This window comes from Streptomyces sp. NPDC088812 (assembly GCF_044750285.1).
GTDB lineage: Bacteria > Actinomycetota > Actinomycetes > Streptomycetales > Streptomycetaceae > Streptomyces.
In genome coordinates, this window is the sequence record NZ_JBIVJP010000031.1 from 19,684 (window position 1) to 42,119 (window position 22,436).

18 protein-coding genes are annotated in these 22,436 nt (G+C 74.0%); 7 read left to right on the forward strand and 11 right to left on the reverse strand.

Annotated features, from left to right (window positions below; translation table 11 throughout):
- Positions 1–193 precede the first annotated feature (193 nt).
- The 7 genes from ACIP67_RS38835 to ACIP67_RS38865 all read right to left on the reverse strand — a co-directional run bounded on the left by ACIP67_RS38835 (position 194) and on the right by ACIP67_RS38865 (position 7,917).
- Entirely contained in the window at positions 194–772 is a 579-nt protein-coding gene (locus tag ACIP67_RS38835; protein ID WP_401698351.1) for a 1,4-alpha-glucan branching protein, read from the reverse strand.
- A 159-nt stretch (positions 773–931) separates the two neighbouring features.
- Positions 932–2,551 carry a VWA domain-containing protein gene (locus ACIP67_RS38840; protein ID WP_401698353.1) on the reverse strand — a complete coding sequence of 540 codons (1,620 nt, stop codon included), beginning with the start codon at positions 2,549–2,551 and terminating at the stop codon, positions 932–934.
- Between the two features lie 19 nt (positions 2,552–2,570).
- A complete protein-coding gene (locus ACIP67_RS38845; protein ID WP_401698355.1) occupies positions 2,571–3,770 on the reverse strand; it encodes an AAA family ATPase in 1,200 nt (399 codons plus the stop codon).
- Between the two features lie 310 nt (positions 3,771–4,080).
- On the reverse strand, positions 4,081–5,856 hold the full coding sequence (locus ACIP67_RS38850; RefSeq protein ID WP_401698356.1) for an FtsX-like permease family protein: 1,776 nt from the start codon (positions 5,854–5,856) through the stop codon (positions 4,081–4,083).
- A 2-nt stretch (positions 5,857–5,858) separates the two neighbouring features.
- Positions 5,859–6,719: an ABC transporter ATP-binding protein gene (locus ACIP67_RS38855; protein ID WP_401698358.1), complete on the reverse strand. Its 861-nt coding sequence runs from the start codon at positions 6,717–6,719 to the stop codon at positions 5,859–5,861.
- Entirely contained in the window at positions 6,716–7,252 is a 537-nt protein-coding gene (locus tag ACIP67_RS38860) for a PadR family transcriptional regulator (RefSeq protein ID WP_401698360.1), read from the reverse strand. The genes ACIP67_RS38855 and ACIP67_RS38860 overlap by 4 nt, the downstream gene beginning before the upstream one ends.
- A gap of 224 nt (positions 7,253–7,476) precedes the next feature.
- Complete coding sequence (locus ACIP67_RS38865; protein WP_401698361.1) at positions 7,477–7,917, reverse strand: hypothetical protein; 441 nt, start codon at positions 7,915–7,917, stop codon at positions 7,477–7,479.
- Positions 7,918–8,254: 337 nt separating this feature from the next.
- Between ACIP67_RS38865 and ACIP67_RS38870 the strand changes: the two genes are divergently transcribed.
- Positions 8,255–9,283 carry a serine hydrolase gene (locus ACIP67_RS38870; protein ID WP_401698363.1) on the forward strand — a complete coding sequence of 343 codons (1,029 nt, stop codon included), beginning with the start codon at positions 8,255–8,257 and terminating at the stop codon, positions 9,281–9,283.
- A 143-nt stretch (positions 9,284–9,426) separates the two neighbouring features.
- Positions 9,427–14,658 carry a hypothetical protein gene (locus tag ACIP67_RS38875; RefSeq protein WP_401698365.1) on the forward strand — a complete coding sequence of 1,744 codons (5,232 nt, stop codon included), beginning with the start codon at positions 9,427–9,429 and terminating at the stop codon, positions 14,656–14,658.
- Between the two features lie 219 nt (positions 14,659–14,877).
- On the opposite strand, the gene ACIP67_RS38880 is transcribed toward ACIP67_RS38875, so the two are convergent.
- A complete protein-coding gene (locus ACIP67_RS38880) occupies positions 14,878–15,807 on the reverse strand; it encodes a LysR family transcriptional regulator (protein WP_401698366.1) in 930 nt (309 codons plus the stop codon).
- Positions 15,808–15,899: 92 nt separating this feature from the next.
- Here ACIP67_RS38880 and ACIP67_RS38885 point away from each other — a divergent pair, with 92 nt between their 5' ends.
- From ACIP67_RS38885 to ACIP67_RS38895, 3 genes are all read left to right on the forward strand, one after another.
- Positions 15,900–16,745 carry an alpha/beta fold hydrolase gene (locus ACIP67_RS38885; protein ID WP_401698368.1) on the forward strand — a complete coding sequence of 282 codons (846 nt, stop codon included), beginning with the start codon at positions 15,900–15,902 and terminating at the stop codon, positions 16,743–16,745.
- A gap of 423 nt (positions 16,746–17,168) precedes the next feature.
- Complete coding sequence (locus tag ACIP67_RS38890; protein ID WP_401698369.1) at positions 17,169–18,038, forward strand: oxaloacetate decarboxylase; 870 nt, start codon at positions 17,169–17,171, stop codon at positions 18,036–18,038.
- Entirely contained in the window at positions 18,035–18,289 is a 255-nt protein-coding gene (locus ACIP67_RS38895; RefSeq protein WP_401698370.1) for a hypothetical protein, read from the forward strand. The genes ACIP67_RS38890 and ACIP67_RS38895 overlap by 4 nt, the downstream gene beginning before the upstream one ends.
- 116 nt (positions 18,290–18,405) lie before the next feature.
- On the opposite strand, the gene ACIP67_RS38900 is transcribed toward ACIP67_RS38895, so the two are convergent.
- Entirely contained in the window at positions 18,406–18,576 is a 171-nt protein-coding gene (locus ACIP67_RS38900; protein WP_401698372.1) for a DUF5670 family protein, read from the reverse strand.
- A 415-nt stretch (positions 18,577–18,991) separates the two neighbouring features.
- Between ACIP67_RS38900 and ACIP67_RS38905 the strand changes: the two genes are divergently transcribed.
- Positions 18,992–19,345, forward strand: a complete 354-nt coding sequence (locus tag ACIP67_RS38905) for an alpha-L-rhamnosidase N-terminal domain-containing protein (protein ID WP_401698463.1) — start codon at positions 18,992–18,994, stop codon at positions 19,343–19,345.
- A gap of 36 nt (positions 19,346–19,381) precedes the next feature.
- Positions 19,382–21,139 carry a family 78 glycoside hydrolase catalytic domain gene (locus tag ACIP67_RS38910; RefSeq protein ID WP_401698373.1) on the forward strand — a complete coding sequence of 586 codons (1,758 nt, stop codon included), beginning with the start codon at positions 19,382–19,384 and terminating at the stop codon, positions 21,137–21,139.
- A 79-nt stretch (positions 21,140–21,218) separates the two neighbouring features.
- Here the strand turns inward: ACIP67_RS38910 and ACIP67_RS38915 are convergent, their stop codons facing one another.
- Together ACIP67_RS38915 and ACIP67_RS38920 are read right to left on the reverse strand one after the other, a co-directional pair.
- Positions 21,219–21,818, reverse strand: a complete 600-nt coding sequence (locus ACIP67_RS38915) for a TetR/AcrR family transcriptional regulator (RefSeq protein ID WP_401698375.1) — start codon at positions 21,816–21,818, stop codon at positions 21,219–21,221.
- Between the two features lie 142 nt (positions 21,819–21,960).
- Positions 21,961–22,431 carry a hypothetical protein gene (locus ACIP67_RS38920; protein ID WP_401698376.1) on the reverse strand — a complete coding sequence of 157 codons (471 nt, stop codon included), beginning with the start codon at positions 22,429–22,431 and terminating at the stop codon, positions 21,961–21,963.
- Between the last annotated feature and the right edge of the window lie 5 nt (positions 22,432–22,436).

Here is a 22,436-nt window from a genome sequence, read left to right on the forward strand (position 1 = left end):
CATTTCGGCCAGGTCAACCCACGTGCACAAGCGAATTCACGCTGATGGGGCAGCAAGGGCTTACCGGGTGTACCGCACCGCATTTTGAACTGTTTCAATCGCGCGTCCCGAACCGGCGGCCCCGGACGACCCGCCGCCGGGGCGAACGCCCGGGCCGCCGGCCACGACCCGACAGCCGCCGCTCCGCGGCCTCCTACCGCGGTACGACGGTCGCGAACACTCCGCGTGCGGCCGTTCCGTCGGGCCGGGTCCATCCGGCGACGAGGTGTCCGGGGGACGTCGGCGCGGCCTCGGCCGGCCGCAGGACGCGGTGGACCCGGACGTCGAAGCCGTCGCCGGGGACGGTTCCGTGCACGGTGACGGTCGGGTCGGGGGTGCCGCTCTCGCTCTGGTGCTGCGGCGTCGCCTCACCACGCAGGAGGGCGCGCAACTGCGCCGTCACCACCGGGTCGTGGACGCCGTCGTAGATCCACCGGGTACCGAGCACCCCGTGCTCGGAGGTGCCGATCAGCGCCTCCCCGGGGACGTCCGCCGGCGCCGCGCCGCGGTAGCCCATCGGCACCAGGTACGCCACCGGCTCCCGCGCGGCGGCGTCCGCCACGACCATGAACTCGATCCCGACCGCGCCCTCCGGGTCGTCCAGACGGAACCCGCCGGCCTTGACCAGCTCCGGCGTTCCCGCGTCGCCCACGTACCAACTCTGCTTCGGCAGCCAGCCGGTGAGCAGCTCCAGCTTGGTGGGTGTCATCGTGGTGTGGTGGATGAAGGCCATGAGAGTTCCCTCACGCGTAGGTCCGGGCCCGTCCCGCGACGGGATGTGATCGAACCTATAGGAGACCGCCGTGCCGCGTGAGCGGAGGCGAACGGGCCCCGTGGGCCTCCCTGTTGCGAGGGCTGACGTCGTATCGGTTGCGCGGGGAGGGCGGCCGGGTCAGATCACGCGGAAGAGGTCGGCTGCGGCGTGGACGTCGGTGAGGTCCTCGACGGAGCGGAGGTTGTCGCACAGGGCCTCCAGGACCGAGCCGTCCCCGGCGGCGCGTGGCGCGCCGAGGGCCACGCCGAAGACCCGGAAGCCCAGCCGGTGCTTGGTGTCGTTCCAGCCACGCATCCATTCCTCGGTGACGCCGCAGTCGTCGTCGGTGATCATCACGATGTCGCCGCGTGCGCGGGCGGCGTCGTCGAACTCCTCCTCCAGCAGCTCGCCGGCCGCCGACAGCGGCCTCTGGTAGTCGGTGCCGCCGCCGAGGAAGGTCTCCGCGAAGTCGAGGACCCGGGCCGTGTCGGCGGGCAGGGCGGCCGGGAAGCGGAAGACCCGGAGCTTGTCCGCGGCGGAGAACAGGATGCCGACGAAGTCCCGCCCGGCGTGGCGGGCCTGGTCCAGCAGGGCCAGGGCGCACGCCTTGGCCCACGCCTCCCGGGTGATGCCGCCGGGCCCGGCCTCGTACATGGAGTGCGAGGTGTCCACGCACGCGATGACGGCGCCCCGGCCGGTGCTCTGCTCCCCCTGGCTGTCGTAGAGCATCAGCTCCCCGGCGGCGTAGCGCGCGGCGAACACCGCACGCAGCTCGGGCAGGCCGAGGTTGGCCAGCTCGGAGGGGATGACCCGGGAGAGGTCGTCGCCGAGCGTGACGCCGACCAGTTCCCCGGCGGCGTTCTCCACCCGGCGGGCACGCTCACCGTCGGCCATCTGCCGGAAGCGGCCGATCAGTTCGGCCCAGCGGGCGAGACGGCCCGTGCGCAGTCGCTCGGCGAGCCGGGCGCGCCGGTCGAACGGCATCCGCTCCAGCGCGCCGGGACCGACGCCCCAGGCCCGCATCAGCGCGGCCTCCTCGCGCGCGGCCTCGGCGGCCTTCGCCGCCGCGCCGCGTGCGGCGGCACGCAGACCGGGGGCGGCCGCCGCGAGGGCCTGCGCGGCGGCCCGGGCGGTCTGCCGTGCGGCGGCCTCGGCGGCGTCCGCGGCCTCGATCGCCCGGTGCACGGCGTCGGCGGCCGGGGCCGGCACGGTGCCGTCCTCGTCGGTCCGGTCGGCGGCCTGCCGGAGTGCCTCGCCCACGACGGCCGCCGCGTCCTCGGCCTCCCGCTGGGCCTCCCGCGCCCGCCCGGCCTGTTCCCGGGCGTCCCGGGAGCGCTCCAGGATTCGGCGCAGCGCGGCGGCCTGGGCGAGTACGGCCATGGCGGCGGCGTAGGGGTCGCCGGCCGTCTCCCGGCGCAGTTCGGCGAACTCCGGTGACTCCGTCAGCGAGGTGACGACCTGGTGGTTGACCAGCCGGGAAGGGTCCATCTCCGCCTGCTCGCGCAGTCGCGGGCGGACCTTGTAGGCGGCCAGGAAGGTGTCGGTGAGAAGGTCGGTGGTGCCGTCGTGGTGCTCGTCGAGTTCGTCGGACAGGTCGCGCAGTGCGGCCGACCGGTGGTAGGTGTCGCGCCAGGTGATCCGGTCGAACCGGTCCGCGACCACGGCCGTGGTGTGCCGCCGGGGAGCGGCGGCGGACCGGCCCAGCCACTTCCCCGCCCGGCTCACCAGGTCGTCGAGCCCGCTCGGTGCCCCGCCCATGATCCTTGCCTCCCCGTGGTCAGAGCTGGGCCTGCGCCATGCTCGCGTCCATGCCGAGGGCCTCGGTGAGGACGCGGGCGCGGACGGCACGCTGGCGGCCGGTGACCCGGTCGATGGCGGCGGTGGAGCGGCCGGCGCCCGCCGCCTCCTCGCGCAGCTTCTCCAGCCGTTTCCCCGCCATGGCGAGCTGGTGGTGCGCCTTCTTGATGACCCACTCGCTGAGCGCCTCGCGGGACTGCCCGGCCATGGCGTCGAGCTGGGCCTCCAGCTCCTCGATGGTGTCGGCCAGGTCGAGCGCCTCCTTGGCGTCGGGGTTGACCAGGTGCAGCACCTCGCGCTCGACGGTCGGGCGCTGGGCGGGGGAGTCCCACAGCACGTGCGTCAGCACCGACAGGTCGGTCTCGGCGACCGCCGGGCGGCCGTCGAGGTACGCGGACGCCTGGAGCAGGCCCACCGCCTGCCGCCAGCGGCGGTCGGAGGCGACGAGTTCCTTGCGGCGCAGGGCGGCCCGCAGCGTGCACACCGCGTCCACGATCGCGTCGGGGACGTCCACGGCCGGGACGGCTTCGGCCACGGCGTGCTGCAACGCGGCCAGTTCGACGGTGGTCCGCGTCGGTGCCGCCGGGCGGCTGACGGCGGAGCGGACGAGCGCGGCGAAGTTCGAGGGGTCCTCCAGGTACCCGACCTCGATCCGCACCAGCAGCCGGTCGTAGATCGCGGCCGTGTCCTCCCCGCCGGGCAGTTCGTTGCTCGCGGTGATCGCCCCGATCAGGGGGCAGCGGATGGGCTCGCCGCCGCTCTCGGGGTGGTAGATCCGCTCGTTGAGGTAGCCCAGCGTCTCGTTCAGTGCCGCCGTGGAGCACTTGAATATCTCGTCGATGAACGCGACGTGCGCGGTGGTGGCGCGGCCGTCGTACACCTGGCGGTACTCGCCCCGGGCCAGCGCGGCGACGTCGACGGGTCCGAACATCCTCGTCGGCGCGGTGAACTTCGACAGGAGGATCTCCCAGTAGGCCGCTCCCTCGATCCGGCCCGTGAGCTCCCGGGCCATCTCGGACTTCGCCGTTCCGGGCGGGCCGAGCACCAAGGAGTGCTGCCCGGCCAGCAGCGCCACCACCAACGTCCGTACCACGTCGGCCCGTTCGTAGAAACGGTCCGACAGCTCGTCGACGATCGCCCGCAGCCTTCCGGCCGTGTCCTGCGCGTCCTGTGCGCCCATGCCCCACTCCATGCCTGCGACGCCCTGTCGGGCGGACGAGAGAGCCCTTCCCGCTGTGACCACGACGAAGTGACAAGTGGCTGAGGGTGACAGCGGTGACGCCGGGCTGTTCTCGGCAACGGTCCTGTGCCCGAGCAAGATAACGCGGAGACCGGCACACCGATCCGGGAACCGGACCGGTTCGTACGACTCCTTCTCACGCGACGGCGGGCGCCCGCGCGGGACACCGCCGGCCCCCGCGGAAGCCGGCGTGCATGCCTGGCGCATGCCACCACCACGCCGCGTCCCGGCGGTCCGGCCGGAGGGGCCCTCACGCGGACCTGGCGTGGAGGACGCCCCCGGCGGGACCGCGGGTGTGGGCCCACGCGGGCAGGGCGGTCATCACCCCGATCCCCGTCAGCACGGCGAGCGCGGCGGCGAGCAGCCACGCTCCCGGGGGCGTGACCTGCGTGCCGAAGAACCAGTACAGGCCGAGCCCGACCGGCACACCCGCCGCCACTGCGGGCACGGCGGGCAGGAGTTGCGCGCAGCAGAGCGCCGCGACGACCTGGCCGGGGGTGGCGCCGAGGGTACGGGCGACGGACAGGGCGCGCCGGGCCTGCACCGCGGAACTCCAGCCGAGGAGCACGGCGTTGAGCGTGGACAGCGCCACCAGCGCGAGGGTGACGGCGAGCAGAACCTGGTCGATCTGGTCGATCCGCACCTCGCTGGGGCCGAACCGCTTGGAGTCGGGGGCCGCGTCGAGCTCGGTGTGCCAGGTGAGCAGCGCGGTGACCATGACGGCGGTGGCGGCCGTGCCGGCGGAGGCCAGGGCGGCGCGGCCGGGCCGGCGGGCGAGCAGCCGGATGCCGAGCAGCAGCGACGTGGGCAGGTACGCCGTCACGGCGTTCAGGCGAGGGTGGTGCGTGAGCAGGTGCGCCGGGTCGGCCAGGGCGTGGACGGTGCTGGTGCGGGCGGCGCGCACCGCGGGGCCGAGCGCGCCGGTCAGGGCGACCAGGATCGCGAGGAGGACCGCGGCGGTGACGGTGCTGGAGTCCGGCGGGCCCACGGTGTCGAGCAGTCCGGCGCTGGGGTCGATCACATGGGGTGCGGCCAGCGTCCCGGCGGCCAGTCCGAGCGTGGTGGCCAGCAGGGTCAGCAGCAGGTACTGCGCCAGCAGCACGGCGGTGACGGTGCCGGGGCCGGCGCCGACTGCTCTGAGCAGTGCGGCACGCCGGTTGTCGCGGGTGGCGCGTGCGGTGGCGAGCGCGGCGAGGGTGACGACCGCGGCGACGGCGAGCAGCCAGCCGCCGACGACCAGGGCGGGCCGGGTGCTACGGATCATGTTCGAGTCCGTGAGGAGGACGCCCTGCCAGGGGTGGGTGTTGACCCAGGAGTCGCCCCTCACGTCGGGGGTGAGAACGGTGTCGCTCCATCCGAGGGCCGCGGCGGGGTCGGACAGCTTCAGGTGGATCAGGTGGACACCGGCCGTGTCGCCCGCCGCCGCGCGGGTGTCGGCGGTGGTGAGCCAGATCCTGCCGCCGTAGTCGCTCGGGCCGGGCCCCTGCGCCCAGTCGCTCCACGGATACACCGGGGTGGCCGCGCTGATCGCGATGCCGACGACCGGGTAGCCGCGCCCGCCGATGGTGACGCGGTCGCCGACGCGCACGCCCAGTGCCTGCGCGAAGCCGCGCTCGACGACCGCGCCGCCGGCACGCACCCAGGTGCCGGACGTCACCAGCGGCCGGTCCACGGCGGACGGTGAGCTCTCACGGCCCTCGACCGAGGAGCGCGCGGTACGGCCGTGCGCCCGGACGGTGGTGTCGAACGCGAAGACCGGGTCGGCGACCGCGGCCACACCGGGCGCGTGGGCGAGGCGTTCGGCCAGGCCGGACGGGTCCGTCGCCGTCGTGATGGCGGTGATGTCGGGGCCGGCGGTGGCCGCGCGGGTCCTCAGGTACGCGGTGGCCACGGCGTCGGTGGTCGCCAGCCCGAGGGTCAGGGAGGTGGCGGCGGTGGTGACGGCGAGCAGGAACATGACGGCCTCGCCGGGCCGGCGGCGCATGTCGCGCGCGACCAGGCGCCACATCAGCAGCAGGTGTCCCACGGTCAGCCCTCCCAGTCCAGCAGCGCGCCGAGATGTGTGGTGCCGCTGCCGCCGTCGAGGCGGGCGTCGTCGGCCAGCGTTCCGTCGCGCAGGGAGACGACACGGTCCGCCGTGGCGGCGACGCGTTCGTCGTGGGTGACCACGACGAGGGTCTGCCCGCCGGCGCGCAGCTCCTCGAAGAGCCGGAGGATCTCGTGGGTCGCGGCGCTGTCGAGGTTTCCGGTGGGCTCGTCGGCGAGGACGACCAGCGGCTCGTTGGCGAGGGCGCGGGCGACGGCGGCCCGCTGCCGCTGCCCTCCGGAGAGCTCGGAGGGCAGGTGCCGGGCACGGTCGGCGAGCCCGACCCGTCCGAGGAGTTCGGCGGCCCGCCGTCGGGCGGCGCGGGGCGAGGCCCCGGCGAGCAGCGCGGGCAGTTCGACGTTCTCCGCCGTGGTCAGTTCGTCCATGAGGTGGAAGTCCTGGAAGACGAACCCGACGGCCCGGCGGCGCAGCCTGGCCAGCGCCCGCTCGCCGAGGTCGTCGATGCGCCGCCCACCGAGCCACACCTCGCCGTCGGTGGGGCGGTCGAGCCCGCCGAGGAGCTGGAGGAGCGTGGACTTGCCGCAGCCGCTGGGCCCGGTCACGGCGAGCGTCTGCCCGGCCGGGACGTCCAGGTCGACGTCGTCGACCGCCCGTACCAGGCTCTCGTCCTCGCCGTGGAGCCGCGACAGCCCGATGGCACGGAGCACCGGCGCGTCGAGGGTCGCCGGTGCGTCGAGGGGGTCCGGTGCGTCGAGGGGGTCCGGTGCCGGCCGCGCGCCCGCTCTCCCGGCCGAACTCCCGTGCGGTAACCGGCGCATGACCCGCCGTACGTCCTTCGTCATCCCTCTTGCTTCCCCTTCTTCGTGTGGACGGCCCAGGTCCGCCCGCATGTCTCCAGCCAGCGCAGGTCGGCCTGGAGGCGGAGCGTGATGCCCTCCAGGAGCAGGCCGGCCTCCGAGTCCGTCCCGTGCGCGAGGGCGGCGCGTTGCGCCTCGGCGAGTGCGCGCATCAGCTCCCGCCGCCGCGTGTCCACGAGTGCGCACGGATCGGCCAGGCCCGACTCGGCGGCGGCCACCAGCTTCAGGTGGAACTCCGTCACGTCCGTTCTGGGCCCCGTGCTCTCGCCCAGCCACGCGGCCACCCGCTCCCGGCCGGCCGCGGTCAACGCGTACACCTTGCGCCGCGGGCCCCGCTCGGGCACGTCCTCCCGCTCCTGGACGACGCATCCCGCCTTCTCGAGCCGGGTAAGGGTCACGTAGATCTGTCCCGCGTTCAGCGCATCCCCCAACGGCCCGAGCGCCTCCCGCAACCGTCTGCGCAGCTCGTACCCGTGCGACGGCTCCTTGACCAGCAGCGCCAGCACGACGTCCTGCACGGCTCGTCCCTCCCCCCGACGACCCGCCAATAGTTAGCCGTTATCCATTGAGGCGTCAAACGGCCGACGACATCGGGTCCCGGGACCGGCCGACGCGTCCGTACAGACTTATGAGGAGATGTCATATCGGGGAACGAAGCAGGCCCCGGACCGATGTCCGGGGCCTGCGCGGGCATGGGCCCGTGGGGGCCGGCTACGGGGGCGGCGTTCCGCTCCGGAAGCGGTCAGCTCCAGGGGTCCGGTATGAGCTCGTCCTGCGGTGAGCGCTCGGGCGTCAGGGTCAGGCGCCACGCGGTTCCGGCGGCGGGGTCCGCGACGAGCACGTCGGGGATGTCCCGCTCGGGAAACCGCAGAGAGCCGATGGTGCCGGCGGTGCTGGTCCGCGCGGCGAGCCACGTCACGAGGACGCGCAGCTGATCGAACTCGTCGGGATGCACCTCCTGCCGGACGGTGAGCGCCCACCCCCGTGCACCGCGCGCGAGCTCGCCGACGAGCGTTCCGCCGATGCGATGGGCGGGCCCGCGGTCGGAGAACAGGGGGTAGTCGTCCGGGTGCGGGGGTTCTCCGGCCTCCTCCCCGAGGTGCCAGCGCAGCAGCGCGAGATCGGCGGACGCGAGGGAACCGGGCAGGTCGAGGTTCAGCTGGAGTTCATGGATGTCGCTCACGGAGGAAGGTTATGCGGCCCACCGGCCCCGCCCAGGGCCGCCCGACTCCTCCGAACGCCGCGAGGCGCTCACCGGCACGAGTGGTGTGGACGCGGACCACGGCACCGCCGGCAGGGGACGTCGGCGCCTGCCCCGGCGGCGCACGGCGGGCGCGCGAGACCGGAAGGGACGGGCCCTCCACCCGCTTCCGAGGGCCCGTCAGCCGGCTCGCGCCGCCGCTCGCGTTGCGCCGTCGGAGCGAAAACGCACCGGGGTGCGGCGTGCCTCACCCCGGAAAAGACTGAAGGCGTGCTGATGCGTTCCGGCCCCTGCCCGCCTGTGCGATCGAGGTTCTTCGATGTCGTCATACCCCCCTGCCCGTCCGTCCCGCGGCACAGGACACCACCCGGACCGCTCCGGTCCGGACGGACACGACGGGCCCCGCGCGCGACGCGAGCGGATACGGCTCGCGCTCGCCTGCTCGGCGGCGACCGCGCTGCTCATGGGCTGCCCCGCCACCGGCCGTCACACGACCGGTGACCCGGTCGGGCACCTTCCCCCACGGCACCCGGCATCCTCGACGTCGGCCGACGGCCGGCCGGCCCGCGCCGCGTCGGCCGGCCACGGCACACGCACGCCGTCCCCGACCCCCGCGGACACCGCGCTCGCCCGTGCGCTCGAACCGATCCGGACCCGCAGCGGCATCCAGCTGTCGGTCGCCGTCCTGGAGCCCGCGACCGGCCGGCGGGCGGTGTACGGCTCACGGCACCACATCACCGCGAGCCTGTCGAAGGTGAACATCCTGGCGGCCCTGCTGCTGCGCGCCCAGCACGAGGACCGCCCGCTCACCGGGTGGGAGACGTCCACCGCCGCTTCGATGATCCGCAGCAGCGACAACGACTCCGCGGACGCCCTGTGGCGGTGGATAGGCGCCGGCCCGGGACTCACCGACGCCAACAGGACGCTGGGGCTGACCTCCACCCAGGCGGGACCGGGCTTCCACTGGGGCCTCACACGGACCACCGCCACAGACCAACTCAAGCTGCTGGACGCCGTGTTCGCCGACCGGTCACCGCTCAGCGGCGCCTCCCGCCGGCTGATCCGGACCTTCATGAGCCAGGTCGACGACGACCAGGCCTGGGGAGTCTCCGCGGAAGGCACCGGCCGGCAGCTCAAGAACGGCTGGCTCCAGCGCTCCCACTCCCAGCGCTGGGCCATCAACAGCATGGGGCGGGTCACGGCGCACGGAAGCGCGTTCCACCTCGTCGTCCTCTCCTACGGCAGCCCCAGCATGGAGCACGGCGTCTCCGCCGTGGAGCGAGCGGCGCGGTCAGCCGTCCACGCCCTGTGCAGCACGCCTCCTCCCGTGCCCCCGATCATCCGCTGACTCTCCTCGGCAACTCGAAAGTCGTTGCACGTTCACTCGGCAGACGTACTCCCGTTGCCCTATGATCACCCGCGGCGGGCCCCCCGCCGGGTGCCCGCACACCACCGATCGGCCGTTCCGTCGACCACAGGGGAGAGGTGTGCGTGCGCGCTCAGCAAGGGGAAACACACGAGACCGGCCGGGGCAGGGCCGCCACCGCACTGCGACCGCCCACGCCCCCGGTCGCCGTCCCGGAAACCGGACGGACCGGCCTGCCGGCCACGGCACCGACCGATCCCCAGGCGATGCTGAGGCTCCAGCAGACGGCGGGGAACACGGCGGCCGGGCGGATGGTGAACGGCCGGAGCAGGCGCCCCGGCACGACCGCCGCCGCTCCCCGCTCCGCGGCCCGCGCGCCCCGTCTCGACACCGTCGACGAAGCCGCCGAGTACGACCTCGTCCTGCCGCCCTACCTGACGCAACTCCAGGCCGGCGGCCTGTCCTTCGTGCACGGCCTCACCGGCCACGGCTTCGTGCGGGACGAGGTGGTCCGGGTCGCCGGCCCCTCCGATGAGGCCGACCGCATCGCCCGCGAACTCGCCACCCGGCCCGAGACGTTCTTCGGGCGGGGCCGCTCGTTCGCCGTGAGGACCCGCAGCGGCCTCTACGACGTCACGGTCTTCATCGCCCCCGACACCACCGACGCACCCGGCACGTTCCTGGCCCCCGGAGCCCCGCAACAGGTCGTCGACGCGCGCGCCGCGCGGATGAGCGCCGCCGACCGGGACGCGGAGGCGGAGGGCGCCGACATCAAGGTCGACAGCCTGCGCAACTCCGCCGGCAGCGGGAACAGCGGCACCCGCCACACGGCCAACAAGGGCCTGCGCGGCTCCGGTTCGGTCCTCGCACCGGTACACCCCGGGCTCTGGGCGGGCGCGGCCCTCGCCGGAGACGTCGGCCTCACCTCCTCCACCGAGACGCACAGCGCCACCACCGTCTCCGAGCCCCGGACCCTGCGCAGCGACGGCGGATCCGTCGAAGCGCTGCGCCACGTCCGCTTCCACGTGCGCATCACCCGCGGCGACCGCACCCGCAGCCCCGCCCCCACCCCGGTGAGCGGGCCCGGCACCCTCACGATGCGGGTGCCGCGCGAGCACCTCGTGCCCCGCGGCACCACCACCCCCGGCCACACGGCCCCCCTGCCGCCCGCCACGGCACACGAGACGGCGCTCGCCGACTCCCTGGCACCGCTCGCGGTCACGGACGCCGGCGAACCCCACGGCGGCGGAGGCGGGCTCTACGACAGCGTCGCCTCCGTGCTGCACCCCCGGCTGACGGAACTGGGCGCCCCCGGCCGCCCGTACCTGTACGAGGCCACGTCCGCGACGACGGTCACGGAGGACCTGCCCCGTCTGCTGGCCGGCTGGGTCACGGGGGAGGACCTCACCTCCCTCGACGGCACCGTCCGGGGAACGTACCGGATGCGCGCGGACATCCTCTCCATGGCCCCGGCCTGGGGCATCGGCAAGACCCAGCTGCGCACCCACCAGCAGGTCGCGCACAGCGTCTCCGACACCACCCACGAGGGCGGCAGCGCCCGGCTGGGCGCCGGTCCGTCCCTGGCCGTGGGAGCCCCCGGCGCAGCACCGTCCCTGCGGCTGTCGCAGGTGACCCTGCCCGGGGTCGCGCGCAGCCGCACCGTCAAGGCCGAGCAGGCCGCGACCACCCGCCAAGGAGCCGAGGTGCGCGGCCAGAAGGTGCTGTACCGCAGCACCGTCCGGCTGACGGTCGAAGGCACCGGAGACGGCCCCGCGACCCCGCGACGGGTCGCCCGCACCGCCGCACACGACATCGACGTGCTGCTCAGCCTGCGCGCGGAGGAGGCGCAGTCGCTCGGACTGCCCCTGCCCGAGGGCGTCACCGGCGGTGACCTGTACACCACCGTCGACGAGGACGGCCGGAAACTGCCCGAGCGGGAGCTGCCGTTCGCGGGCATGGGATCGAGCGTCGCCCTCGGCCGTTTCGACTCCGCGCCGCTGATCGCCGCCGTGGAGCGGCTGTTCGCCACCGATCCCCGACTGGACGGCTACCTCCCCGCGGAGTTCCTGGCCCCCGCCGCGGCAGCCGGACCGTCCGGCCCCGCACCCCGCCGCCAGGACACCTCGCGGCCGTCCGCGGAGGAGGCCGAGCAGCAGCGCACCAACTACCGCACCCTGGTGGCCGTGCTGTCCCAGACCAACATCCGTGCCAACAAGGACCAGTTGCTGTCCACCGGCATCCCCGTCCGGCTGCGCCGCAAGACCCTGGGGCACGCCCACGACGTCCAGGTCCTCGTGACCGGCAGGCTCGGCCCGATCGCCTACCTGGGAGAGACCAAGGACTGGCTGGTGCGCAGCAGCTCCGGCGTGAGCAGCAGCTCGCAGACGGGACAGTCCAGCTCGCGCGACATCGGCACCCGGTTCGCGCTCCAGATGCAGATCGTCCCGGGGAAGGTCTCCGGCGGACTGACCGCGGAGAGCGTGCTGCACTCCGGCCGGGCGGCGCAGGCCGGCCCGGCCGTCCGCGGCGACTCCCTCAACAGCGGCTCCCCGGACCGCAGTTCGTTCGGCTCCACCCTCGATCTCGGGGTCAGGGTCACCAAGGTCACCCGGGAGCGCAAGGCGATGCGCACCCTCACCCCCGGCCGTCCGGGACGCCACGAGCCGGAGGTCGAGGAGATCGCCTCCTCCACCGGCGCGGCCGCCGGCGACCCGCTGCACCTGGCGGGCCAGGACGTACGGCTCACCACCCCCACCGGCTTCACCGTGGGCGGGGCCGAGGGCGGACGGCTGCGGGCCAGGGCCGCCGAACTGCGCCGGATGCCCCGGCCGGTCGACGTGGCCGGCATCGGCGCGCTCACCGGCGGCCCCCTCCAGGTGCGCGGCCCGCAGGTCCGCGACTGGTCCTTCGTCGAGACGGTCGGCGACGGCCGCGCCGTGCGCGCCCTGGCCTACCGGCTGCTGTCGCAGGCCGCCGTCCGCAACGCGCCCGGCCGGGCGGACGACGTCTTCGCCACCGAGGGCCTCGCCCCGCAGCAGGCCATCGACACCCAGCTCAGCCCGCAGTCCGTCACCGCGGCGCTCCGGCAGGCCGTCGGCACCGGCTGGGTCGTCGACAACCTGCGCTACCCCCGCAGGGTCAAGTCCCTCACCGGCGCGGTCGGCGCGCGTTTCGCGCTCACCCGGCCCCGTGTCGTCACCACCGGGGAGGGACCCGGCACCGAGAACATGTCCCTGGGCGGACACCAGGCCACGGGCCAGAAGTCACGCACCGTCACCCACTCCGTCGGATACGGCGGCTCCGGACGGGAACAGGGCGACCACTGGCAGATGGGCGAAGGTCTGTCGGGGAGCAGGGCCACCCACCGCGGCACCGCGCAGGGCCTCTCCCTCACCGGTACCGTCGAGCGCAACGCCGTGGTCCCCAGGGGCCGCCCCTTCTACCTGGTCCAGTGCGACCTGCTGGTGCGGATGGTGGCCGAGGTGTCCTCCGGACCGGCGAGCCAGGGCGTGTCCGCCGCCGAACAGACGGTGCCCGGCGCGGTCGGCCTGTGGCTGAGCGAGGACCAGCTCGCCGCGGCGGGACTGCGGCCACCGCAGGCGCCCGACGGGGAACGGCCTCAGGACACCGGCCGGGAGCAGACCCGCCCGCCCCAGGACACGGCGGCCGTGCCCGCACCGGGCCACGCACCGGCCGCGACCACCGGCACACAGGACCCCGCCCCGGCGGGCACGGACCGGGCGGCGGCCGGCGACACGGCGCAGGACCGCGCGCAGACGCCCCCGCTGCCGCCCGCTCTCGCCCGTGACCTGCCGCTCGGATTCGGCCTGATCGAGGACATGCCCGACCTCGTCCCCCTCCTGCGCGCCCTGCGCGGGAACATCCGCGACGCCGGCCTCGCCGCGGCGCTGCTGCCCGAACGCCAGCTGGACGACCCCTACCGCAACGTGCAGAGACTCCTGCGGGTCCTCGACCGGGACGGAGCCGTCGGCCTGCTGTCGGGAGCCATGGACGGCGGTGTCGCGGTCGAGCTCTTCCGCAACCGCGTGCAGCGCTACCGGGCCGTCCTGAGCATCCGGCGGACCGGCGACGCCCGCCCGGCCGGACGCACCGACGGGGACCGCGACATGGAGTTCGCCACCGTCGCCGTCATGGACCGCACGCAGAGCGCGGGACGGGGCCGTACGATCGGCGCCGGCGCCACGGTGGCGGGAACGGGGGAACCGGACAGCGGCGCCGTCGACAGCAGCGCGGGCACCCTGGGCGGCGGCGCCCTCACCTCGGCGGCGCGCAGGACCGGGGAGACCTCACGCACCCAGGTCGGTATCCGCACCATCATCGACGCGAGCGCGCCCTCCGTGCGGATGAGGGTGCCGATCACGGCCGAACTGGCGCTGTTCTCCTCCGACGGGCGGGTCGCGCGAGCCGAGATCGGCGACAGCACCCTCGTCTACCGCGCACTGGAGAAGGACATGGAGGCCCTCTCCCGGCTGCGGCCGGTCACGGCCCCCGGCGCGGGCACCGGTCTGCGGCGCACGACGGCCACCTCGCCCGCCGACCTGCGGACCTGGCGCGGCCGCGGCGCGACCCTGCCGCTGGAGGTCCAGGTGAACGGCTTCCGGGGGGCCGGCCAACTGCGCACGGCCATCGGCGGCGCGGTCCGCGACGCCGGCGGCAGCGAACGGTTCGACCCGGCGGCCCTCAGCCACGCGGCCTACGTCCAGTCGGAGTCCGTCTCCACCGAGTGGCTCATGGCCGCCCTGCCCCTGCTGGCGTCGGCGGGCTGCCGGCTCCCCGTCAACCACCACTCCGGTCTCGAGGGCCAGGACCTCGACTGCTCCCTGCACGCCCGGCTGCGCGACGGCCGGGTGCTGGGACGCAGCGACACCGCGATCTTCGAGACCGTGGCCCAGAGCGGCCCCGAGGACGGCCGCGCAGCCGCCACCGACCTCCACACCGGCACGGACCACGGACGCGGCACCCGCGGCTACGCCGGCGCGGGCCCCCTGCTCACCGACCCCGGCCGGATGACCGACGCCGTACTGACCGGCGCCCAGGCCTCGGACCTCTCCACACTCGCCGGGCACGCGTCGGGAACCGTGCCGCTGAGCAAACCCAAGACGGAGTCGGTGCTCGTCCAGTTCACCGCCGAGTTCCGTGTCGTCGCGGACATCCACAACCGCCTCACGCAGGGGATACGGCCCCGAGGCCGCAACACCGCCACCCGCGACGTCGTCCTCAGCCACCCGCTCGTCGTCCGCGTTCCGCTGCCGGCCGCCCGCCGCATGCTGACCGGAACCACCGCCGCCCACGTGTCGGACCCCCTGCACGTCCTCACCCCGGCGGACGACGACTGACCGACCCGGCGTCCCCCTCACCGCGTGCCCGGGCGGCACCGGGCGCGGCGCGCCCACCGTCCCGGGCCGGGTGGGCGTCCTGGCAGGAGGCCGCCGACAGCCTGCCCGGGTCGGGGCTCTGCGCAGCCCGACCGGCTTCGAGGACGCCCTTCGCACGGTGATCGACGTCGACGGTGACACGCACACCGCCGCCGCGGTCACCGGAGGTGACCGACACGGTCAGCGGTCGAGGAGCCGGAGGTCGAGTGCGGCACCGACGTCGGGGCAGTTCGCGCGGATGGTGTCGAGGAAGGCGTTCAGTGCCGGGGAGCGGTCCCGGGCGGTGAAGGACAGCACCAGATCGGGCAGGGGCGTGCGCGGGGTCACCTCGCAGAACCAGATGCCCGGACGCGGGGCCGACAGCATGCGGGAGGGCCCCAGACCGACGCCCACGCCACAGGCGGCGAGGCCGATGATCGTGTGGACGTCCCTCGCGACGGCCGCGCCCGAGAGGGCGGGGGAGTCCTTGCCCAGCAGGGTGCGCAGCCCGGTGAGGACGGATGGCTCGTCCTCGCCGGACGCCACGATCAGCGGCTGCTGCCGCAGTTGGTCCACACTCACCGACGGCCGGCCCGCGTAGGGGTGCGTGGTGCTCACCACCGCGACCAGGTGGTCGTGTCCGATCGGGACCGACACCAGGGTCTCGGCCCCGGCACCCCGTGGCCGGCCGAGGGTGATCGCCACGTCGAGTTCACCGGTGACCAGTGCGGCAGTGCTGCGGCTGGTGGCCATCTCGTGCAACTCCAGCCGCACGTCGGGCCGTTCGCGGCCGAACCGGCCGAGCACGTCCGGCAGGGGTTCGAGCAGCGCCGAGGCGATGAAGCCCAGGCGCAGTCGGCCCGTTTCACCGCGCGCCGCCCGGGCCGCGTCCACCGAGGCCGCCGTGATCTCGTCGAGCGCTCTGCGCGCCCGGGCGAGGAAGGCCGCGCCCGCCGCCGTCGGGAACACGCCCTGGCGGGTACGGTCGAACAGCCGGGCGCCCACCTCGCGTTCGAGGTCGGCGATCTGCTTGGACAGCGGAGGCTGCGCGATGCCCAGGGCACCGGCCGCCCGGCCGAAGTGCTCGTGCTCGGCGAGGGCCAGTGCGTACCGCAGGTGCCGCGCCTCCATGCCGGCCTCCCGGCCATATCCCGTGGGTATCGTGGGCCAGCTTGCCAGATCTTTCCCTGGATGGCGGGGGCCGGGTCACGTGGAATGCAGGCATGACCGACCTTTCCGCCACCCCCACCGTCTTCGTCCTCGTGCACGGCGCCTGGCACGGCTCCGGGCAGTGGGCGGCGACGCAACGCGCACTCGCCGGACTCGGCGCCGCGAGCGTGGCCGTCGACCTGCCGGGACACGGCTTCGACGCACCGCTGCCCAGCGGATACCTCCTGCCCGGCCAGCCGGGCCTGCCGACCGAGCGGTCCCCGCTCGCCACCGTGACGATGGACGACTGCGCCGAGACCGTGCTGGACACGCTGCGCCAGGTCCGCCACCACCGCCGTGTCGTGCTCGTCGCGCACAGCGCGGGAGGCGGCCCCGCGTCACTGGCCGCCGAGCGGGCGCCCCGGCTCGTCGACGCCCTCGTCTACCTGTCGGCCTTCGTCCCCGCCGGACGGCCGCGGTTCTCCGACTACCTCGGCTCGCCCGAGAACGCCACGGCACGGGGACAGAGCCTCACCCTCGGCGACCCCGCGGAGCTGGGCGCCGTACGGATCAACCCGCTCTCACCGGATCCCGCCTATGCCGAGGAACTGCGGCAGACCTACTACCACGACACCCCGCCGGACCGCTTCGACCGCTGGCGCTCGGCACTGAGCACCGATCTGCCGCTGTCGGTCCCGGCCACCCCGGTCCCCGTGACCGCCCCGCGGTGGGGGCGGATACCGCGGACCTTCCTGCGCTGCGCGGACGACCGGGCGCTGCCGCCGGCCGTGCAGGACCTGATGATCGCGGAAGCCGACCGGGCCGTGCCCGGCAACCCGTTCACCGTGCGCACCCTCCCGGGCGGCCACAGCCCGTTCGCCGCCCGGCCCCGCGAACTCGCCGCGGCCCTGCTGCCGTGAGCGGCGGACGCCCCGTACCGCCGGTGGTGCTCAGCGCCCGGCCCCGCTGCCCCGGGGGGCCGCGGAAGACGCTCCCCGGACGCCGGCGAGAGCGGCGGGGAGACGCGTGCGCTGTGTCGGTGACGAGCCCCGCCGACCCCGGACGCCCGCCCCATCCGCGCAACCGCCCTGTGCGCATGCGGGGTTCAGCCCAGCAGGGCGTACCGGGTCACTCGACACCGCCGTCCGCCGACGGGTCAACCTGCGTCCGCGGGCACAGTGACGTTTCTGTGGTGAAGGGGCTGCGCCGTCGGAGTGAGTAAAGCTTTCCCGAGGCGCATCCCAAAGGCTGGACCCGAAATCATCAGCGTTGAGCAAAGGCTGCCGTGTCGCGGCAGTCTCACACCGGCCTGTGTGCCGTCCAGCGTGCAAAGGATCCCCACGATGACGTACGGAAGCAGACTGCGGGCGCAGATCACCGCGCCGGGCACCACGCCACTGATCGGCGTCTACGACATGTACTCGGCGTCGATCGCCGCCGAGCACTACGACGGGATGTTCGTCTCCGGCTTCGGCTTCGCCGCCTCCTACTACGGGCTGCCGGACATCGGGTTCATCGCCTGGCCCGACATGCTGGCCTTCGTCCAGCGACTGCGCGGCGCGTTCCCCCACCACCACCTGCTCGTGGACATCGACGACGGTTACGTCGATCCCGAAGTGGCCTGCCACATGGTGCAGAGCCTGGAGCGCGCCGGAGCGTCCGGGGTGATCCTGGAGGACCAGAAGCGTCCCCGCAGGTGCGGCCACGCCGACGGCAAGCTGGTACTGCCGTTGGAGGAGTACCTGGAGAAGCTCGAACTGGTCCTCTCCACGCGCAAGGACCTCCTCGTCGTCGCCCGCACGGACGCGACCGAGGAGGACGACATCCTGCGCCGGGCCCAGGCCCTGGCCGCCACGGACGCCGACGTCGTGCTGGTCGACGGAGTCCGCAGCGTCGAGTGGATCCAACGCGTGCGCGAGGTCGTCGCGGGCAAGCCGCTGCTGTTCAACCAGATCGCCGGCGGCAAGTCCCCGCGCCTCTCGCTCAGCGAACTGGCCGACCTCGGTGTCGACGTCGCCATCTACAGCACGCCGTGCCTCTTCGCGGCGCACCGGGCGGTGGACACGGCCCTGGCCGAACTGCACCTCGCCGACGGCCGACTGCCGGCCGCGGAAGCGAACGCCATCGGCGTGAAGGAGTCGACCGAGCTCCTGGCCAGGAACATCACCCGTCACCACCCCGTCCCCGCCGCACGGGAAGGCGTCGGCGTGTGAACGTCAAACGGACGAGTGCCGCCGCCTGCCTCACTCTCGCCCTCCTCGGCTGCGCCCAGCCCGCCGGCGCGACCGACAGCCTGATCACCGTGCTCGACAACTCGCACGCCGACTCCGTACTGGAGGTCGACCGGACCGCGAACCTCCAGAACGGCAGCGGAACCGCCGGCAGCGACCACGACGGCAGCGCCGTGGACGTGGTGGAGGCCCTGGTCCAACGCGGGGCTCCGGACACGGAGGACGGCGACTGACGCCGTCGCCCGCGGGACGCGGGCGAGGGTGAGCGTCGATCCGCACACCTGGGTGGGGTGCACCGGCCATCGGTGCACCCCACCCTTTCCTGCTTTCCCGACCGCCTGCCGACGCCCTACCAGCGATACCAACGGCCGCGCTGTCCGCCTGCTCCCGTGGAGCGGGCGAAGAAGCCGACGAGCCAGACCACCAGGACGATCACGGCGATCCACCACAGTGCCTTGAGAGCGAATCCGGCACCGAAAAGAAGCAGGACCAGCAGCAGAACCAGAAGCAGGGGAACCATAGTTATCAACCTCCGTCCCGCCGTCTGCCCCGCAGCGCTACCCGCACACGCGAACGGCACAGGTGTTTTTTCGCAGGCGTCGGGGCACCCCGGCGCGCTGCCGCACCGCTTTCCTCCCCGCTCCGGGACACCCGCGTGCGGTCCGGGCGTCCGCGGGGGGGCGAGGCATGGGGCGTGTGACGAAATATGGTGAGCGTACGGGTCTGGGGGCCGGACGGCACGGGCCCGAGCCCCTGGTCCCTGGAGGCCGGCCTGCTCGAGCCGGACGACTGGACGGCGCGGTTCGTCTCCCCCGCCTGGCACGAGGACACCACCGACCAGGTCCCGCCCCCGCTGCTGCGCGGCGAGTTCCGGCTGCGGACGCCGGTGGAGTCGGCCCGGCTGTACGCCACCGCACGGCGTCCACGAGCTCGAGATCAACGGCACCCGGGTCGGGGACCAGGTCCTCGCCCCCGGCTGGACCCACTACACCGAGCGCCTGCGCTACCAGACCTTCGACGTCACCGGCCTGCTCCGAACCGGCGGCAACGCCGTCGGTGTCCTGCTCGCCGACGGCTGGTTCCGCGGCCGGATCGGCTTCGAGGGCGGTGCGCGCAACCGCTACGGCGACCGCCTCGCCGCCCTGGTGCAGATCGAGGTGCGCTACACCGACGGAAGCACCGAGACCTTCGGCAGCGGCGACGACTGGCGCGCGGCGCACGGGCCGATCGTCTCCTCCGGCATCTACGAGGGCGAGAGGTACGACGCCCGGCGCGAGCTGCCCGGCTGATCCGCCCCCCACTTCGACGACAGCGCGTGGAGCGGCGTGGACGTGCTGCCGTACGACCTCGGCCGCCTGGTCGCGCCGGACGGACCGCCGGTGCGCCGCACCGAGCTGGTCGACCCCGTGGCGGTCATCACCTCGCCGTCCGGCCGCACCGTCCTCGACTTCGGTCAGAACCTCGTCGGCCGGCTGCGGATCCGGGTGAGCGGCGAGGCCGGGCGGACCGTCACCCTGCGCCACGCCGAGGTGCTGGAGAACGGCGAGCTGGGCACCCGCCCGCTCCGCCGAGCCGAGGCCACCGACTCCTACACCCTGCGCGGCGGCGGCACCGAGGAGTGGGAGCCCCGCTTCACCTTCCACGGCTTCCGCTACGCGGAGGTCGACGGCTGGCCCGGCGAGATCGCCCCCGGCGACCTCAGGGCCGTCGTCTGCCACACGGACATGCGGCGCACCGGCTGGTTCGAGTGCTCCGACCCGCTGGTGAACAAGCTGCACGAGAACGTCGTGTGGAGCATGCGCGGCAACTTCCTGGACATCCCCACCGACTGCCCGCAGCGCGACGAGCGCCTCGGCTGGACCGGCGACCTGCAGATCTTCGCGCCCACCGCGAGCTTCCTGTACGACTGCGCCGGTCTGGTCCGCTCGTGGCTGACCGACCTGGCGCTCCAGCAGAGCCCCGAGGGCTGGCCGCCGCTGTGGGTGCCGGGGTTCGAGTCGGTCTTCCCCCGCTTCGCGTGCGCCGCCTGGGGCGACGCCGCCGTCATCGTGCCCTGGGTGATGTACCGGCGGTTCGGCGACACCGGCGTGCTGAAGGCCCAGTATCCGAGCATGAAGGCCTGGGTCGACGGCGTCACCGCCCTCACCGGGGAGCGGCACCTGTGGGACGAAGGGCTCCAGCTGGGGGACTGGCTGGACCCCACCGCCCCGCCGGACCGCCCGTTCGAGGCCCGCACCGACGGCCACCTGGTCGCCACCGCCCACCACGCGCTCTCCGCGCAACTGCTGGCCGACACCGCGGCCGTGCTGGGCCGCGACGAGGACCGGGCCCACTACGGCAAGCTCGCGGAGGCCGTGCGGGCCGCCTTCCACCAGGAGTACGTCAGCCCCTCGGGCCGCCTGGTCAGCGACTCCCAGACCGCCTACGCGCTCGCGCTGCAGTTCACCCTCCTGCCGGAGGAGGAACAGCGGCGGCGTGCGGGCCGGCGACTGGTCGAGCTGGTGCGCGCGGGCGGCTTCCGCATCGGCATCGGCTTCGTCGGCACCCCGCTGATCTGCGACGCGCTGTGCGCCGCGGGTGAGTACGACGCCGCCTACCGGCTGCTGCTCGAACAGGGCTGTCCGTCCTGGCTGTACCCGGTCACCATGGGCGCCACCACGATCTGGGAGCGCTGGGACAGCATGCTCCCCGACGGAGCGGTCAACCCCGGCGACATGACCTCCTTCAACCACTACGCCCTCGGCGCGGTCGCCGACTGGCTGCACCGCACCGTGGCCGGCCTCGCCCCCGCCGCACCCGGGTACCGGCGGTTGCTGGTCCGGCCCCGCCCGGGCGGACGGCTGAGCCACGCCTCGGCGGCGCACGAGACGCCGTACGGACGCGCGGTGGTCTCCTGGACGCGGGAGGACGGCGAGCTGCGGGTCTCCGTCACGGTCCCGCCCAACACCACCGCGCTGGTCGATCTCCCGGGCCGGGCGGGGGAGACGGTCGAGGTCGGTTCCGGACAGCACCTGTTCCGAACGCCCTGCCCCGCGGCGGAGGACGACGTCGTCGAGGAGGCCCCGCCGCTGCTGCCGGGCTGACGGCTCCCGCCACGACGCGACGGCCCCGGACGGATGTCCGGAGCCGTCGCGTGCGCACCGCTGACGCGGCGGCGGCCGGTCAGGTGTCCAGCAGCCGGTGCAGGGCGCGGCGGGCGCGGGACGGGGCGAGCGGGTCGTGCTGGAGCTGCAGGAAATGGTTGAGGGCCAGCATGATTCCGACGAGTTCGTAGATCAATTGGTCGGGGTCCGTGTCCGCCGGCAGGTCCCCGGCCCCGATCGCGCGTCGGACGTGGAGACGCAGATCGCGCTGCCACAGTGCGTTCAGGCCCGCGACCGCGTCGCGCACGGGTCCGTCCCGCCCGTCGAATTCCGCCGCCGCCGCGGTGAAGAAGCAGCCGCCGGGCAGCAGGTTCCGTTCCAGGTACGACACCCACGCCTCGCACAGTGCGCGCAGATGCGGCAGCCCCGGCAGCACCTCCCGCACCCGCTGCGGCACCTGTCGGGCGAACAGCTCCGACGCGGTGTCGACGACCGCGAGTTGGAGGCTCTCCTTCGTGCCGAAGTGGCCGAGTACGCCGGCCTTGCTCATCCCCAGCTCGGTCGCGAGCCGGCCGATGGTCAAACCCTGAAGCCCTTCCACGGAGGCGATCGCCATACTGCGGTCCAGAATGCGCTGCCGGGTGCGGCGCGTCTCCACGACCGAGTTCCGAGGGCTCATGGGAGTCGATGATAGCCACCCCCTCCTCTTTGGCGTCCGATCGATCGGTGGCCGCGTGGTGGGGGGATGGATGATGGGGGGGTGGGTGGTGGCTCCGGGTCAGGTGCCGGAGCCACCGGTGGACCGGTCGGCCGACGGGGGGTCAGTCCTCGTCGGGGTCGAGGACGCGGCCCTTGAGCCTGACGGGGTTGGCGCCTCCCACGCGGAGTTCACCATCGGTGTAGCGGCCCGGCGTCGCGCCGTCGACGGCGGTGACCTGGGCCCCGTAACCGATGCACTCCTGGTTGGTGGACAGGTAGGGGTTGTGGGTGAAGGTGAGGGTGCGGCCCCCGTTGCCGAGGATGCCCTGGGTGGTCTGGAGGTTGCCCCTCGCCTGGAGCGTGTTGACGTCGTGGTAGGCCCAGGAGAGCCAGCTGGTGAAGACGAAGCCGGTCGGCGCCTTGAGGGTGAAGGTGATGTCGCCGGGGTTCACCGGGTCCGGGACGGTGCTGAGGATGCCGAAGCTGAGGTGGGCCGGCACTCCTCCGGGGGCGTCCTCGACGATGCCCTGCTGCAGGATGTACAGCTTGTTCTCGGCTCCCGACTCAACGGGTGCCTGGATCTGCGTGGCCATGATGT

Excerpts from the sequence above, each read along its gene's own strand:
- ACIP67_RS38835 (WP_401698351.1), bottom strand. The coding sequence starts at position 772 with ATGGCCTTCATCCACCACACCACGATGACACCCACCAAGCTGGAGCTG.
- ACIP67_RS38840 (WP_401698353.1), bottom strand. The coding sequence starts at position 2,551 with ATGGGCGGGGCACCGAGCGGGCTCGACGACCTGGTGAGCCGGGCGGGG.
- ACIP67_RS38845 (WP_401698355.1), bottom strand. The coding sequence starts at position 3,770 with ATGGGCGCACAGGACGCGCAGGACACGGCCGGAAGGCTGCGGGCGATC.
- ACIP67_RS38855 (WP_401698358.1), bottom strand. The coding sequence starts at position 6,719 with ATGACGAAGGACGTACGGCGGGTCATGCGCCGGTTACCGCACGGGAGT.
- ACIP67_RS38870 (WP_401698363.1), top strand. The coding sequence starts at position 8,255 with ATGTCGTCATACCCCCCTGCCCGTCCGTCCCGCGGCACAGGACACCAC.
- ACIP67_RS38880 (WP_401698366.1), bottom strand. The coding sequence starts at position 15,807 with ATGGAGGCGCGGCACCTGCGGTACGCACTGGCCCTCGCCGAGCACGAG.
- ACIP67_RS38885 (WP_401698368.1), top strand. The coding sequence starts at position 15,900 with ATGACCGACCTTTCCGCCACCCCCACCGTCTTCGTCCTCGTGCACGGC.
- ACIP67_RS38890 (WP_401698369.1), top strand. The coding sequence starts at position 17,169 with ATGACGTACGGAAGCAGACTGCGGGCGCAGATCACCGCGCCGGGCACC.
- ACIP67_RS38900 (WP_401698372.1), bottom strand. The coding sequence starts at position 18,576 with ATGGTTCCCCTGCTTCTGGTTCTGCTGCTGGTCCTGCTTCTTTTCGGT.
- ACIP67_RS38915 (WP_401698375.1), bottom strand. The coding sequence starts at position 21,818 with ATGAGCCCTCGGAACTCGGTCGTGGAGACGCGCCGCACCCGGCAGCGC.
- ACIP67_RS38920 (WP_401698376.1), bottom strand. The coding sequence starts at position 22,431 with ATGGCCACGCAGATCCAGGCACCCGTTGAGTCGGGAGCCGAGAACAAG.